Annotated in this window: 16 protein-coding genes and 2 pseudogenes; 16 read left to right on the top strand and 2 right to left on the bottom strand. The window is 60.7% G+C overall.

The genetic code is table 11. The features are described from left to right. Window positions 1–542, bottom strand: a 542-nt coding sequence (locus ACFQ24_RS05615; protein WP_380909600.1) for a Rieske 2Fe-2S domain-containing protein, incomplete at its 3' end; no start/stop codon positions are given. A 217-nt stretch (window positions 543–759) separates the two neighbouring features. On the opposite strand from ACFQ24_RS05615, the gene ACFQ24_RS05610 reads away from it, so the two are divergent. The 3 genes from ACFQ24_RS05610 to ACFQ24_RS05600 all read left to right on the top strand — a co-directional run bounded on the left by ACFQ24_RS05610 (window position 760) and on the right by ACFQ24_RS05600 (window position 3,731). Continuing rightward, entirely contained in the window at window positions 760–1,044 is a 285-nt protein-coding gene (locus tag ACFQ24_RS05610) for a XylR N-terminal domain-containing protein (protein ID WP_380909598.1), read from the top strand. A 29-nt stretch (window positions 1,045–1,073) separates the two neighbouring features. Next, the gene (locus ACFQ24_RS05605) at window positions 1,074–2,393 is read left to right on the top strand and encodes a sigma 54-interacting transcriptional regulator (RefSeq protein ID WP_380909596.1); all 1,320 of its coding nucleotides are present in this window, start codon (window positions 1,074–1,076) and stop codon (window positions 2,391–2,393) included. 111 nt (window positions 2,394–2,504) lie between these two features. Further along, entirely contained in the window at window positions 2,505–3,731 is a 1,227-nt protein-coding gene (locus ACFQ24_RS05600) for an FAD-dependent oxidoreductase (protein WP_188083137.1), read from the top strand. A gap of 16 nt (window positions 3,732–3,747) precedes the next feature. On the opposite strand, the gene ACFQ24_RS05595 is transcribed toward ACFQ24_RS05600, so the two are convergent. Beyond that, window positions 3,748–4,533 carry a 1,6-dihydroxycyclohexa-2,4-diene-1-carboxylate dehydrogenase gene (locus ACFQ24_RS05595; protein WP_380909594.1) on the bottom strand — a complete coding sequence of 262 codons (786 nt, stop codon included), beginning with the start codon at window positions 4,531–4,533 and terminating at the stop codon, window positions 3,748–3,750. A 175-nt stretch (window positions 4,534–4,708) separates the two neighbouring features. Between ACFQ24_RS05595 and ACFQ24_RS05590 the strand changes: the two genes are divergently transcribed. From ACFQ24_RS05590 to ACFQ24_RS05530, 13 genes and pseudogenes are all read left to right on the top strand, one after another. Next, complete coding sequence (locus tag ACFQ24_RS05590) at window positions 4,709–5,710, top strand: dihydrodipicolinate synthase family protein (RefSeq protein ID WP_025548219.1); 1,002 nt, start codon at window positions 4,709–4,711, stop codon at window positions 5,708–5,710. A gap of 10 nt (window positions 5,711–5,720) precedes the next feature. Continuing rightward, window positions 5,721–6,896, top strand: coding sequence for an aromatic ring-hydroxylating oxygenase subunit alpha (locus ACFQ24_RS05585; protein ID WP_380909592.1), 1,176 nt, complete (start codon window positions 5,721–5,723; stop codon window positions 6,894–6,896). Further along, window positions 6,893–7,390 carry an aromatic-ring-hydroxylating dioxygenase subunit beta gene (locus ACFQ24_RS05580; protein ID WP_380909590.1) on the top strand — a complete coding sequence of 166 codons (498 nt, stop codon included), beginning with the start codon at window positions 6,893–6,895 and terminating at the stop codon, window positions 7,388–7,390. The genes ACFQ24_RS05585 and ACFQ24_RS05580 overlap by 4 nt, the downstream gene beginning before the upstream one ends. 66 nt (window positions 7,391–7,456) lie before the next feature. Continuing rightward, complete coding sequence (locus ACFQ24_RS05575; protein WP_130030098.1) at window positions 7,457–8,467, top strand: amidohydrolase family protein; 1,011 nt, start codon at window positions 7,457–7,459, stop codon at window positions 8,465–8,467. A 75-nt stretch (window positions 8,468–8,542) separates the two neighbouring features. Beyond that, window positions 8,543–8,938, top strand: a complete 396-nt coding sequence (locus ACFQ24_RS05570; RefSeq protein ID WP_130030097.1) for a RidA family protein — start codon at window positions 8,543–8,545, stop codon at window positions 8,936–8,938. Next, window positions 8,931–9,608 (top strand): RraA family protein, encoded by a 678-nt coding sequence (locus tag ACFQ24_RS05565; RefSeq protein ID WP_130030096.1) that lies wholly within the window; start codon window positions 8,931–8,933, stop codon window positions 9,606–9,608. The genes ACFQ24_RS05570 and ACFQ24_RS05565 overlap by 8 nt, the downstream gene beginning before the upstream one ends. Window positions 9,609–9,620: 12 nt before the next feature. Then, complete coding sequence (locus ACFQ24_RS05560) at window positions 9,621–10,277, top strand: RraA family protein (protein WP_130030095.1); 657 nt, start codon at window positions 9,621–9,623, stop codon at window positions 10,275–10,277. A 205-nt stretch (window positions 10,278–10,482) separates the two neighbouring features. Then, window positions 10,483–10,674: a hypothetical protein gene (locus tag ACFQ24_RS05555; RefSeq protein ID WP_380909588.1), complete on the top strand. Its 192-nt coding sequence runs from the start codon at window positions 10,483–10,485 to the stop codon at window positions 10,672–10,674. Next, window positions 10,658–11,299, top strand: a complete 642-nt coding sequence (locus ACFQ24_RS05550) for a fatty acid desaturase (protein WP_380909586.1) — start codon at window positions 10,658–10,660, stop codon at window positions 11,297–11,299. Before ACFQ24_RS05555 ends, ACFQ24_RS05550 begins: the two co-directional genes overlap by 17 nt. Before the next feature lie 63 nt (window positions 11,300–11,362). Beyond that, entirely contained in the window at window positions 11,363–11,734 is a 372-nt protein-coding gene (gene tnpA / locus ACFQ24_RS05545) for an IS66-like element accessory protein TnpA (RefSeq protein ID WP_380909584.1), read from the top strand. After that, window positions 11,731–12,108, top strand: a complete 378-nt coding sequence (gene tnpB, locus ACFQ24_RS05540) for an IS66 family insertion sequence element accessory protein TnpB (protein ID WP_380909582.1) — start codon at window positions 11,731–11,733, stop codon at window positions 12,106–12,108. Before tnpA ends, tnpB begins: the two co-directional genes overlap by 4 nt. A 21-nt stretch (window positions 12,109–12,129) precedes the next feature. Beyond that, window positions 12,130–12,894, top strand: a pseudogene (locus ACFQ24_RS05535) (IS256 family transposase); the annotation flags it as partial. A gap of 76 nt (window positions 12,895–12,970) precedes the next feature. Beyond that, window positions 12,971–13,897 (top strand): annotated as a pseudogene (locus tag ACFQ24_RS05530) (IS110 family transposase); the annotation flags it as partial. Window positions 13,898–14,025 lie beyond the last annotated feature (128 nt).

Genomic DNA, 14,025 nt, shown 5'->3' with positions numbered 1-14,025 from the left:
CGGTCGGGCTCCGCCCTCCCTACGCCACGCGCAGCGCAAGGAGCGTTCCTCGACCGTCGTGCCATACTCGAAAGGGGGTCCCTTTTGCGCGCCGATCGGGGGTCCCGTTTGGACGCCGATTGACACTTATGCCAAAGTAGTGCTAGCCCGAACTTGCTGCGGTCGAGTTCGCCGAAATAGGCTTCGTTTTCGAGCGGGACGCCTGCCAGCGCGCCATCGGGAGCAAATGACCAGCCGTGGTAGTTGCAGGTGAAGGACCGGGCATTGCCGCGATCGGCGCGGCAGATGCGGTTGCCGCGGTGAGTGCAGGTGTTGAGGAAGGCCTTTACCGAGCCGTCCTTCTGCCGGATGACGATGACATCGTCTTCGCCCATGTAGGTGCGGAAGAAGTCATTGGGTTGCGGAATCTGGCTGGTGTGGGCAAGGAACAGCCAGCATCGGCCAAAGACGCGCTCAAGCTCCTGGCGGTAGACGGGCTCGCTGGAATAGATCGAGCGTGATTGGCGGCCTGTGCTCGTATCGACCAGATCTGCAACATCCATATTGCCCTTCTCCTCTCCTCCGTTGGACCTCCCGGCTTGGAGCGGGCGGTTCCACGTAGTCATGAATAAAGCAAAGATCATGCCAAGGTGAAAAATGGCGCAAACATGCTCGAAAAGGGGGATCGGCTCACGCTCGATTGCTTGCAGGGATTGTCATTTTCGTCAATTGTTCAGAAAATCGTGGTGCAGGATTGACATATTGGTAAAAGGGATGGCGATGAAACAGCTTCCCGGCTACGCCGACCTTACCAAACGCTTGCGCTTTTCGCCCGAGCAGGGCCGCATCTGGCGCGACAGCGAACGATGCGTGCTTTTGAGCCAATCGGCGCTGACCACGCTGCGCAGCCAACTGGTGGCGCAACTCGGACTGGCGCGGGCGCGACGCCTGTTCTGGGACATGGGCTTTGCGGAAGGGCGAGGTGCGCGGTCGAGGCGAAGGAACTGCGCCCCGATCGCGGGTTTCTCGAAGCCTTTGCGGTTGGCCCCCAAGCCCATGCGCTGACCGGGTTTGGCTGGACCGAGATCGAGACCTTGGACAGCGATTCGGCGAGCGGCCATTTCCACGGCAGCTTTGTCGTCCACGATTCGATCGAGGCCGCGGTCCATCTGGCAACGGATGGCGTCAGCGCCGATCCGGTCTGCTGGTTGCAAACCGGCTTTGCGAGCGGCTTTGCCAGTTCCTTCGCGGGCCAGCCGATCGTCATGCGGGAGATCGAATGCCAGGGGATGGGAGACGGTGCCTGTCTGCTGCACGCCAGACCAGAAGCGGAATGGCCCGAACTCGACGACGTCGAGAAATCGGTGCCGCCGCTGATGTTGGCTAACTCGCAGGCCGATCGGCACGAATTCGTCCCCGGCGTTTCAGCCGGGTATCACGCCGTCCGGAACATGATTGAACGCGCCGCCGCGACCGATGCCAGCCTACTGTTCCTGGGCGAGACCGGCGTCGGCAAGGAAGTGTTCGCCAAGATGGCGCATCGCGCCAGTCTCCGGAAGGGTGCGCCGTTCGTGGCGCTCAATTGTGCCGCCATACCCGAAGGACTGATCGAGGCGGAACTGTTTGGCGTGGCGAAGGGTGCCTACACGGGCGCGGTGGCAAGCCGACCGGGACGGTTCGAGCTGGCGCATGGCGGCACACTGTTCCTTGACGAAATCTCGATGCTGTCCCCGCTGGCCCAGAGCAAGGTTCTGCGGGTCATTCAGGAGGGCGAATTCGAGAGAGTCGGCGATACCAGGACCACGAGGGTCGATGTGAGGTTGCTCGCGGCGTCCAACATCGACCTGGAAACGGCAATGGAAGCAGGCCATTTCCGCGCCGATCTGTTCTTCCGGCTCGCAACCTTGCCGATCCAGGTTCCTCCCTTGCGCCAGCGCCGCGAGGACATTCCCGGCTTGATGGAACACTTCCGCGCGAAGTACGCACAGCGTCATCGGCGCAAGGTCGCCGGATTCACGGCGAGATCGATCAATGCCCTGCTGATGCATGAATACCCCGGCAATGTCAGGGAACTCGAACGAATGGTGGAACGCGCTGTGTTGCTGGTGAACGATGGCGAGGCGATCGACCTTCGGCACCTGTTCCTCGGCTCGGATCGCGCGTGTATCAGGGTCGGTCTGGCCTTGACCAACGATGGACGGGTGTCTGGTGCCGAGGTTGGTGGAGAAAAGGCTCAGTCGATAGGTCACTTGCTCGGACTGCTGCGACAGAACGGGGAAGGGCTGAAAGCCGTCGAGAGCATGATCATAAAAGCCGCGCTGGAAGCTGCGCGGGGTAATGTCGCTCAGGCAGCTCGAGACCTGGGCCTGACCCGGCGGCAGCTTGCATCGCGCCTGGAAAAGATTGGACGGTAGCGAGAGCCTTGGTATCCATCACTTGAAACGAATTGTATAATGTGCAACAGAAACCAGTGAATTGGGGCTGCCGTGAGCAGCCCGGCAAACAGAAGGTGGGGAGAGAACCAAGTGCGCTCGATTGCGATTGTTGGTGCGAATCTGGCGGGTGGGCGCGCAGTCGAAGCCCTGCGGCAGGCAGGGTTCGACGGGCGGATCACCTTGATCGGCGAAGAACCCTGGCGTCCCTATGAACGTCCGCCGCTGTCCAAGGAAGTGCTGTGGGACCCGGCCAACGTCCCGGACAATTTCTTCCTCCAGGACGATGCCTGGTACGATGACAACCGTATCGACATGCGGCTGGGCACCCGCGCCGAAGCGATCGACCTTGCGGGCGGCGGGGTGCGTCTGTCGGGCGGGGAATTGGTTCAGGCGGACCGGATCCTGCTCGCCACGGGCGGCCACGCCCGCAAGCTCAACCTTGCCGGGGCCGATTGCGCCAACGTCCACTATCTGCGCACCCGCGACGATGCGACCCGCATGGCCCTCGACCTGCGCGAAGGGGCCGGCATCGTGATCGTCGGGATGGGCGTGATCGGCGCCGAAGTCGCCGCCAGTGCGGTAAAACTCGGCTGCAAGGTCACCGTCGTCGAGCCGATGCCAGTGCCGATGGAAAGAGCGCTCGGCCGGCGCTTTGGGCAATGGCTGGGCGAGGAGCATCGCAGGCGGGGAGTAGCGACCCATTTCAACTGCGGCGTGACCGGCTTCAGGTTTGCCGGCAACCGTGTCAGCGCGGTCGAGGCAGACGATGGCACCGTGATTCCGTGCGATGCCGTGATCGTGGGGGTGGGGATCGTGCCGGCCACCTCGCTGGCCCGCGATGCCGGGATCGAGGTCAACAACGGGATCATCGTCGACCGTCGCTGCCAGACCAGCAACCCGGCGGTATTCGCGGCGGGCGACGTGGCCGAGCAGGACGGGTTTTTCGGCGGACGGTTCAGGCAGGAAACCTACCAGAACGCGGCGGACCAGGCGCAGGCGGCTGCTCTGGCGATGCTGGGGCAGGAGGTCTCCTACTGCAAGCCGATGTGGTACTGGAGCGACCAGTTCGATCTCAACATCCAGTTCTGCGGGCAGATTCCGCTGGAACCCGAGGTGGCGATCCGCGGCGAGATGGACAGCAACGCCTTCGTCGCCTTCTTCCTGGCCGGCCAGGCGATCGAAGGTGTGCTGACAGTCAACCGCGCGCCCGACATGGGGGTGGGAAAACGGCTCGTTGAACGCCGGGCCCGCGCCAGCGCTGCGAGCCTGGCCGACGCCGGTGTGTCCTTGCGGGATCTGCTCAAGCAGGCGAGTTGATTAGCCCGCGGTGCGGTCAGCCGATGCCGCCCCCGGCGACGAAAAGTGTCTGGCCTGTGACGTAGGACGCATCGTCGGAGGCGAAAAAGCAGATCGCCGCGGCCAGTTCCTCGGGCTCGCCAAAGCGGGCCATCGGCGTATCGCGCAGCGTCTGTTCGATCACCTGGCTGAAGCCCAGGCGATCCGCTTCGGTGGGCGCAGCCGGATTGCGGGGGGTGACCCTGGTCACGTTTACTCCGCCCGGCGCGACGCAGTTGACGCGGATGCCGCTGGCTTCGAGCTCAAGTGAGAGGGCTGCGGTCAGCGCGGCGACCCCGCCCTTTGCGGCGGCATAGGGGACCCGGTTGACGCCGCGTGTCGCAACCGAGCCGATGTTGACGATCGCACCCCGCCCTGCAGTCCGCATGTGGGGCAAAACCGCGTGGCAGCACCACAGTGTCGGCCACAGCGACCGGTTGATTTCCGCGGTGATTTCCTGCGGGGTGTAGTCCCAGTAGGGCTTGGCCCAGATTGTGCCGCCGACGTTGTGAACGGCGACGTCGATTCGCCCGAATCGGTCAATGACCGTCTGATACAGTTCAACAGCGCCTTCGCAGTGTTCCAGGTCCACCGCGACTGCCAGGGCATTGCTGCCTTCCGCCTGGAGCTGTGCGGCCGAAGCCTCGGCCGCCTCCGCTGCGCGGTCGGCGATGACCACGCTGGCGCCTTCCTCGGCCAGGCGCCTTGCGGTCGCCAAGCCAATACCTTGCGCTCCACCCGTGACCACGGCCACCTTGTCATGGAATCGATTCAGCAAAGTCACGTCCACATTCTCCCCGTCGTCCGCCCCAGCGAACGAGACCTATTCGATCTTCGGCAAATCTTGCCATTAGCGGCAAGAGCCCGATATTAGGACTTGAAGTGACATAAGGAAAAGCATTACACAATAGCGAACGTCCCGCTCGAGGCGGGCAATTTCCATTGGGAGAGTATGAGTCATGGCCAAGCCGTTGTTGAGCGCCGCCGATGTCAAGGGCGCTTGGGCAATCATTCCGACCCCGTCCAAGGATAACGCGTCGGACTGGCGTGCGACCAAGACCGTCGATCTCGATGAAACTGCTCGCGTGGTCAACGGGCTGATCGATGCCGGGATCGACGGCATCTTGAGCATGGGAACGCTGGGCGAAGCCGCGACCATGACCCATGACGAAAAGCTGGATTTCATGCGTGCGCTGATCGACGCGGCGGCCGGCCGAGTCCCGGTTTTCGTCGGCACGACCTGCATCAACACCCGCGATACGGTGGCGCTGACGCGGGAAGCGCTCGCGCTCGGTGCCGACGGCACGATGCTTGGCGTGCCGATGTGGTGCGCGCCTAGCCTCGACGTCGCTGTCCAGTTTTACAAGGACGTTGCCGAAGCCGTGCCGGAAATGAACATCGCGATCTACGCGAACCCGGAAGCCTTCAAATTCGATTTCCCGCGTCCGTTCTGGGCTCAAGTGGCTGAAATTCCGCAGGTCGTGACCGCCAAATATATCGGCGTCGCCAACCTCTTGCCCGATCTGGCCGCGATCCGGGGCCGGATCAAGCTGCTGCCGATCGACTTCGACTATTATGGCGCGGCGCGGATGGATGATTCGGTCGACGCTTTCTGGTCGAGCGGAGCGGTCTGCCACCCGCTGGTGACGACCACCCTGCGCGACCTGGTCGCCCAGGCGCGCGCAAGCGGCGACTGGAGCGCGGCCAAGGCGTTCATGGGCCGCCTCGGCCCGACCGCGGCACCCTTGTTCCCGAACGGCAGCTTCAAGGAATTCTCGACCTACAATATTGCGCTTGAAAAGGCGCGGATGGACGCCGGTGGCTGGATGAAGGCCGGGCCTGTGCGTCCGCCCTACCATCTCTGTCCGGAGCCCTATCTGGCGGGCGCGCGCAAGTCCGGTCAGATGTGGGCCGAACTGGGCAAGGCGCTCGAAGCCGAAGCATTGGGGGCTGCTGCCTAGGAGGATTGCGATGACCGAAATTGGCTTGACCTGGCCCAAGAATTTCAACGAGGTTCCAAAGGCGGCGTTCACCCGCAAGGATATTTACGCCGAAGAGATGAAGCGCATCTTTTTCGGGCAGGAATGGCACCCGGTCGCGCATGAAAGCGAGTTGCCCAATCCAGGCGATTTCAAGACCTTCCGCTTGGCCGGCGTTCCGCTGCTCATCGCCCGCGACAGGGAAGGCGTGGTGCGGGTGTTTTACAACGCCTGTTCGCATCGCGGCAACCAGCTCGAAACCGCGGTGATGGGGAACAAGACCGAATTCGAATGCCCTTATCACCGCTGGCTGTTCGATGCGAAGGGCGATCTGGTCGGTTGCCCCAACCATCGCGATTTCCTGCCCGGCTTCGACAAGTCCGACTATCCCTTGGCGCAGCCCCGGTTCGACAGTTTCTACGGCCTGATTTTCGTGACCCTTTCGGCTGAAACCGAAACGTTGACGGAATTCCTCGGCGATTCGCAGAACACCTTGCGCGAACTGCTGGGAGGGGACGGCAGGCTCAAGCTGCTGGGCTATCAGAAGGTGCGCTACGACAGCAACTGGAAGTCCTATACCGACAACGACGGCTACCATGCGCCATTGCTCCACCAGGCATTCAAGTTGCTCAATTGGCAAGGCGGCAAGGGACGCCAGTTCGCCGCCACGAAACATGGCCACGTCTGTTTCGAATCGGCGTTGTCGGTGGTCAGTGGTCCGACGGTACTCAAGGACGATTCGCTGATCGCCTTCAAGGGGCAGGACCCTGCGGTCGGCTCGCGCATTGTTATGCTTTTCCCGACCTTCGTCTCGACCAAGCATCTCGATGTGATCAACCTGCGCTTCGCGACCCCGATCGACGAAGAGACGGTGGAAGTGCACTACGCCTATTTCGCGCACCAGGACGACGATGAGGACATGGTCCTCCATCGTCTGCGGCAAAGCTCCAACCTGCTGGGACCCTGCGGCCTGATCAGCATGGAGGACGCCTCGATCTTCCATCGCATCCATATTGGCAACCACACGCCCGGCAATGCGATTTTCCAGAAGGGCGTGCACGACCAGTCGAAGCTGGAGTCGGAGTTCCTCCAGAACGACGAGAGCGGCAATCTTCCCCGTTGGGAATATTACCGATCGGTGATGGGTTTTGAGAGGGCCGAGGCATGATGCAAACCGACACCACGCTCGAATCCGCGCTCGACGCCCTTTTGATGGCCGATGCAAGCGCGCTCGATAACAAGGACATGATGGGCTGGCTCGCTAACTATTCCGAGGAAGACGAGGCCTCCTACATCTGCCGTTCCGCCGAAAATTCGGAAAATGCTCTCGCCCTGGGGTTCATGTACGACGATTGCCGATCCAGGCTTGAGGATCGCGTCACTTTCGTGAACGATATCTGGGTCGGTACGTTCCAGGACTATCGCACCCGTCACTTCGTCCAGCGCGTCGCGTATCAACGCGCCGATGCCTCTACTATCTCGATGCGATCGAATTTCTCGGTCTTCATGACGCCCACCGATAGCGGCATCACCCAGGTTCTGGCTGCGGGTCAATATCTCGATACCATCCGTTTGGAAAAAGCCGGTGCGTTGAAGCTGCTGTCCAGACGGGCCGAGCTCGATACGTCCGTCCTGCCCCGGTATCTGGTATATCCGATTTGATATCGGCTGCTGAGCATTGCTGAAATTTCCAGCCGGGGCAGGACCTCTCTGAAAGATCGCAAAGCGATGATAATCGACGCCCATGCTCACCTTGTCGCGCCTGCAGCGCTTTACGCGCACAGGAGCAATCTTGTGGTTTCAGGGGGGCAATATGGCAGCAGCTATCGTGCGCAGGTGTCCGATCGTCTGCTGGAAGAAAGCGCGGATCAGAACGTCAGGATCATGGATGCGGTGGGGACTGACCTGCAGTTGCTTTCCCCTCGACCTTTCCTGACCTTGAATGGAACTGCCCGGTGGAATGACATCGTCGACTGGACAAGTGACACAAACGACATGATTGCCCGGACAGTTCGGATGCATCCGAATCGCTTCCGGGGAGTGGGAGCCTTGCCGCAGCAAGTCGATCGGCCGATCACCTCGTTGTTCGATGAAATCGAGCGAGTGGTGGATGAGCTCGGTTTCGTGGGAATCTTGCTGAACCCTGACCCCAGTGAGGGGATGAACGGATCGCCTCCGCTCGGCGATCCCTATTGGTACCCGCTGTACGAGAAATTGTGTGAGTTGGATCTTCCTGCCCATATCCATTCGGGACAATGCTGCAATGGGCGCGAGACCTATGATGAGCATTTCATCGCTGAAGAGGGACTAGCGATTACCTCGATCTACCGGGCCGACGTGTTCGACCGGTTCCCCGACCTCAAGTTGATGATTAGCCATGGCGGCGGTCCCATCCCCTACCAGATCGGACGGTGGCGCTCGCATCGGGAAATGGCCCGGGCCCAGGGGCGTATCGCTGCCGATGCACCCCAATTCGATGAAATTCTACGAAAATTCTGGTTTGACACGGTACTTCATAACCCGGATTCGCTCGCGCTTCTGTTCAAGACCGTGGGACATGACCGATGCTGTTTCGGAACGGAAAGGCCCGGATCGGGAGACGGCATCGATCCTGTTTCAGGGCGCCACTACGACGATCTCAAGCCCGTGATCGAGGCGCTTCCTTCACTTGACCAGGCTGCTCTAAACTGTGTTTTCGAAGGCAATGCCCGTCGATTGTTTTCCCGTCTCGACGTTTGATTACGTGCTTGGCGACGATGCAGATTTTCCGCGACTTCCGATAATTCAACAGGTCGCTCTCAAGGACTGGGGATCGTGACACGACGCAGCATCGAAGTTGAAGGCCTTCACCATTCCGGCAATCCGATCCCTGCCGCGAGCCGGGTGGACCGTCTTGTCGTGACAGGTGGGGTTTACGGTTTGGATCCGGCAACCGGCGAAGTGGCGGAAGACGCTGTCGATCAAGTCCGCCTGACATTCTGGCACCTGGACCGGATCTTGGCAGCAGCCGGCGCGCGTTTCGACGATGTTGCCAAACTGACCTTCTATGTGAAGACGAAAGAGCTTAGACCGGCAATCAACGAATTGTGGCTCAGGCACTTTCCAGATCCTTCGTCGCGGCCGGCTCGGCATATGCTGGTTTACGATGACCTCCCGGGCAACATCCTGGTGCAGTGCGAAGCGATAGCGATGGTGCCGGACAATGCCTGAAGACATCTCACCTACGTCTTATTTGGCAGCTACTCAGCGTGTCGCCGCCTTTGACACTTGCACCATTTCAGACGCGCTCGACAAACTCGGTCTCCGCGGAGTCGTCCCGGGTCTCGTCCGGTTGACCGCAAAGGGGCAGCGCATTTCCGGCAGGGTTGTGACCGTGAAACTTGGACCGCCTATCGAAGGACTGCCCAAACGGCACCTGGGTGCCTCTGCCATCATGGCGGCACAACCGGGTGAGATCGTGATCGTCGAGCATCGCGGAAGGACCGATGCCTCTGGCTGGGGCGGCTTGCTGAGCCGGGGAGCGGCTCGGAACGGCGTTGCCGGCGTGATCGTCGACGGTGCCTGTCGCGATCTGGATGAGAGCAGCGAACTTGGTTTCCCAGTCTTCGGCCGCGCCGTTGTTCCACTTACAGCGCGCGGTCGGGTCGCCGAGCATGACTGGAACTGCCCCGTTACAATCGGCAGCATTGTAGTCAACCCCGGGGACTGGGTTGTGGCGGATGGAAGCGGCGTCGTGTTCTTCGAACAGCAACACCTGGACGATGTGCTGGCGGAGGCGGAGCGCATCCTTTGCCGTGAAACAGCCATGATCGCTGCCCTTGAGCAAGGCGCTCCAATTGATCAGGTGATGGGCGCGAACTACGAAGACATGTTGAAATAGGCAGGGAAAGCGATGAGCAAGGAAACACTCGTTAGGCGGTTGAATGCAGTGGGTGTAACCGCCTTGTCCGATGCACTGGATCGCCTGGCGATCAGCGGCCAGGCGATTGGAATCCTGCCGGTAGCACGGGGGATGAAGTTTGCGGGACCAGCCTTCACGGTTCAGATGCTTCCGGTCGGACTGACTCAGGGAATAGTCGGAGACTATATCGACGACGTGCCTGAAGGGGCAGTGGTCGCAATCGACAACGGCGGTAAATTGGATCAGACCGTCTGGGGCGATATCTTGACCCGAGTGGCGCACAAGAAGGGCGTCGCAGGCACGGTGATCGATGGTGTCTGCCGAGACAGCGATTGCTGTGTTTCGCTGAAATACCCTGTATTCTCCCGCAGCGTCACAATGCGGACTGCCAAAGACAGATCCACCGCGCATGCTTATGATGTGCCGATTCAACTTGTAGAGGTGCGGATCGATCCCGGCGATTGGCTGGTGGGGGATTCCGATGGGGTCGTCGCGATTCCGGCGGGTCGGGTTGAGGAAGTCGTCGCGATCGCCGAAGAAGTGGAAGCCGCCGAAAGGGCAATTCTCGCTGCCGTTGATGCGGGAATGCGCCTGGACGAAGCCCGGCGCGCCGGTGGATATCACGCGCTTCAGTCGCGTGCGGTTTGATGCCTCCGAACAGGCCTCTTTCCAGACCGAGTGGCGACCGCCGTTCCGGTCGCGGCAAATGGCCTAACGGGATAATATTTGTACATTATGCAATGATGGGATATGAGTCGACGAGTTACAAACCGGCCTGATTCGTCAAGGCCGTGTGCGGGGAGCCAGAGGTCGGCTGATAAGGCGGCAACCTTGGCGTGGAGAGGGATTGCCAGTGGCTACGAGCGTTTTTCCGTCGAGCAAAAACGAATATTTCGAGCAATTGCGGCAGCCGCCGTTGCTCGCATGGCCAACGGCGATCCTGTTTGTCGTGTCGATGCTGGGGATCGGCACCGTCTGGTATTTGGCGTTGACAGAGCAAATTGCGCTTTGGCAAGGCGCAATCGCCAATGGACTGCTCACTTAACCTGCTGTTCAGCGTCGTTCACGATGCGTCGCATTGTTCGCTGTCGCGCGTCGGCTGGCTGAACGAATCGATTGGGGCGATCGGCCTGTTCTTTCTCTTTCCCTATGCGCCGATGGTGCTTTTGCGGTGGGTTCACAACAAGCATCACAGTTTTGCCAATGGCCCGATGGACCCGGATTTGTTCGAACACGAATCGCCGTGGTGGCAGGTGCCATTCCGCTGGACGTTCTTCGATGGCGCCTACATCTATTACTTCATCAAATACGGGCAGTCTGTGCGCAAGCGGCACGGAATGCAGCTTGTCGTCTTTTACTCCTTCCTGGTGGCGCTGTTCGCCGGAGCGCTCCATCTCGGCTACGGGCAGGAGCTGTTCATGCTGTGGTTTATCCCATCGCGGATCTCTCTGTTTATGATCGCGATCGTGTTCGTCATTCTGCCGCATTATCCCGCCGTGGTGGCCCAGGACGAAGATCCTTATATGGCGACGACCATGCGGTTCGGGCTCGAATGGCTGCTGACCCCGGTGCTGGTCTATCAGAACTACCACCTGATCCATCACCTCTATCCGGAGATACCCTTCTACCGTAACCGAACGGCTGAGGCCGCCTGCCAAGATGTGAGTTGAGCGGGTAAGAGACGTCGACAAGGACGTCGATATGGACGTCCTTATCGAGAGCGAGGGACGGCGGTGGAGATATTGGGCCGGGAACGGCGTCGTCGATGGACGGACGCAGAGAAGCTGGAGATTCTCGCGGCAGTGGGGGTGAACGGTGAGACGTTGGCGCGTGTTGCGCGGCGCTACGATGTGTCGCGAAGCCAGATTTATAATTGGCGCCGAGAGTTCAAGGAGCGAGGATTGCTGCCGGCGCCGGTTGGGTCAACCTTTTTGCCGTTCGACATCGGCGCTCCTATGCTGAACGCGCAACTCGCCCTCGAGGAGCAGACGGTCTCGCCCGCCATTGTCGAGTTATGTTTGGGGCAAGGACGGCGCCTTCGTTTCGATAGTGGCATCGAAGCCGCGACCCTGACCCGCCTCATCCGGTCGGTGGAAGCTGCATGATCGGACCGGGAACCGGAGTAAGGGTATATCTCGCCTGCGGCGTCACTGACATGCGCAAAGGGATTTCGGGTCTCGCCATGCTTGCCCAGTCCGTGTTGCGGCAGCAGGCAACCAGCGGTGCCGTATTCGCCTTTCGGGGACGGCGCGGTGACAGGCTGAAGCTGCTTTATTGGGATGGTCAGGGATTTTGCCTCTATTACAAGATTCTGGAGCGCGGCCGTTTCCCTTGGCCCGGGGCGACTGACGGGACGGCGCGCCTGACATCGGCCCAGCTCGCGATGTTGTGGGAAGGGATCGACTGGAGGCGCCCGGACTGGGGCGCGCCGCCGGCCCGGGCCGGGACTGTCAGGAATTTCGTGTGCGGCGAGGCATAATTGGCAACAAGGAGACCCAATATGTCACGACGGAAAGAACCCTCGATACCGAACGACATTCTCGACCAGCTGCTGGCCGGCACTGACGCGGCGGCGGCGCTCGGCCAGGGCGGCCTGCTCGATACCCTGAAGAAGGCATTCGCCGAACGGGCACTCAACGCGGAGATGGATCACCATCTTGGCCAGGAGGAGCAAGGGAACAACAGCCGGAACGGCTATGGCCGCAAGACGGTGACGACCGACGGGGGACGGATCGAGATCGAGGTGCCGCGCGATCGAGCGGGTAGTTTTGATCCGCAGCTGATCGCCAAGTACCAGCGTCGCTTCCCCGGCTTCGATGACAAGATCATCTCAATGTATGCGCGCGGCATGAGCACGCGGGAGATCACCGGGCATCTGCGCGACCTGTATGGGATCGACGCCTCGCCCGATCTGATCAGCACGATCACGGACGCGGTGCTGGAGGAAGTCGCAGCCTGGCAGCAACGTCCCTTGGACCCAGCTTATCCGCTGGTTTTCTTCGATGCGATCCGGGTCAAGATCCGCGACGAGGGGATGGTCCGCAACAAGGCGATCCATATTGCCCTGGGCGTCATGGCCGACGGCACCAAGGTCGTCCTTGGGTTATGGCTGGAACAGAATGAAGGGGCCAAATTCTGGCTGCGCGTCATGAACGAACTGCGCAACCGCGGCGTCGAGGATATCATGCTGGCCGTCGTCGATGGCCTGAAGGGCTTCCCAGACGCCATCACCGCCGTCTTCCCCGAAGCGATGGTCCAAACCTGTTGGTGTGGACGGCCTCCAAACGGCATCACAATGTGCCAGGTTGAGGTTGTTGCAAATCTCAAGGAGGAGACCGTCCGTGGAACATCTTATCCGAGTTGGCATCGACACGTCAAAGCACGTTTACCAGCTTCATGGCGTCAACGCCGCTGAGAAGCCCATCCTGCGCAAAAAGCTGCGCCTTACCGAGATGATGGCGTTTTTCGAGAAGCTGCCGCCAACAGTGATTGCTATCGAGGCGTGTGGGGCGTCTCACCATTTGGCGCGGCTCCTGACGTCGTACGGCCATGAAGTGAAGCTGATCGCGCCGCAGTTGGTGAAGCCCTATGTAAAGCGCGGGAAAAACGATGCGGCTGATGCCGAAGCCCTGTGCGAAGCAATGAGCCGACCCACGATGCGCTTTGTGCCCATCAAGACTTCTGAGCAACAGGCAGCGCTCATGCTGGTCGGCGTACGCGATCGGTTGATCCGCACCCGTACGCAGTTGGTCAACGCGATCCGTGGTTATGCTGCAGAGTTCGGGCTGATTGCTGCCCAGGGCAAGTGCCGGATCGTTCCGCTGCTCGACCGTATCGCGATCGACCCAACTGTGCCGGCGCTCGCGCGAACCCTGTTTGCCGCGCAGGCGAAGGAATATTCTCGGCTTCAGAACCAAATCGAAGAGGTCGAAGCGGAGTTGGCGGCATGGCACCGCGCCAACGAATGCAGCCGACGCCTGGCGGAAATCCCCGGTGTCGGTCCAATCGGAGCGTCGCTCCTCATGATGAAAACGCCAGCGCCCGAGCTGTTTGCCTCAGGGCGACAATTTGCCGCCTGGATGGGCCTGACACCAAAGGACCATTCTACCGGCGGCAAGGTCCGGCTTGGCGTTATAACACGCGCCGGTGACGAACTGCTGCGAAGTGTGCTGGTGGCCGGTGCCACCGCGCTTCTACGGCATGTTAGAGCGGGAAAGGGCAACAATGCAAACGCCTGGCTACTTGAACTGCTCAAGCGCAAGCCGCCAATGAGGTGGCCTCGCCTTCTTGGACAGGTTGGCGGCTAAATTAAGCTCATCCCGGTTGTCGTTCATGCCGCCATTTGAGTGATCAAATCCTGGGGGGCATGCCCCCCAGGATTTGAAGCGCCGATTTG

The organism is Sphingobium olei, from assembly GCF_042678845.1.
Classification (GTDB): domain Bacteria; phylum Pseudomonadota; class Alphaproteobacteria; order Sphingomonadales; family Sphingomonadaceae; genus Sphingobium; species Sphingobium olei.
Note: the sequence above shows the minus strand (reverse complement) of the source record. Positions and strands in the feature narration are given on the sequence as shown.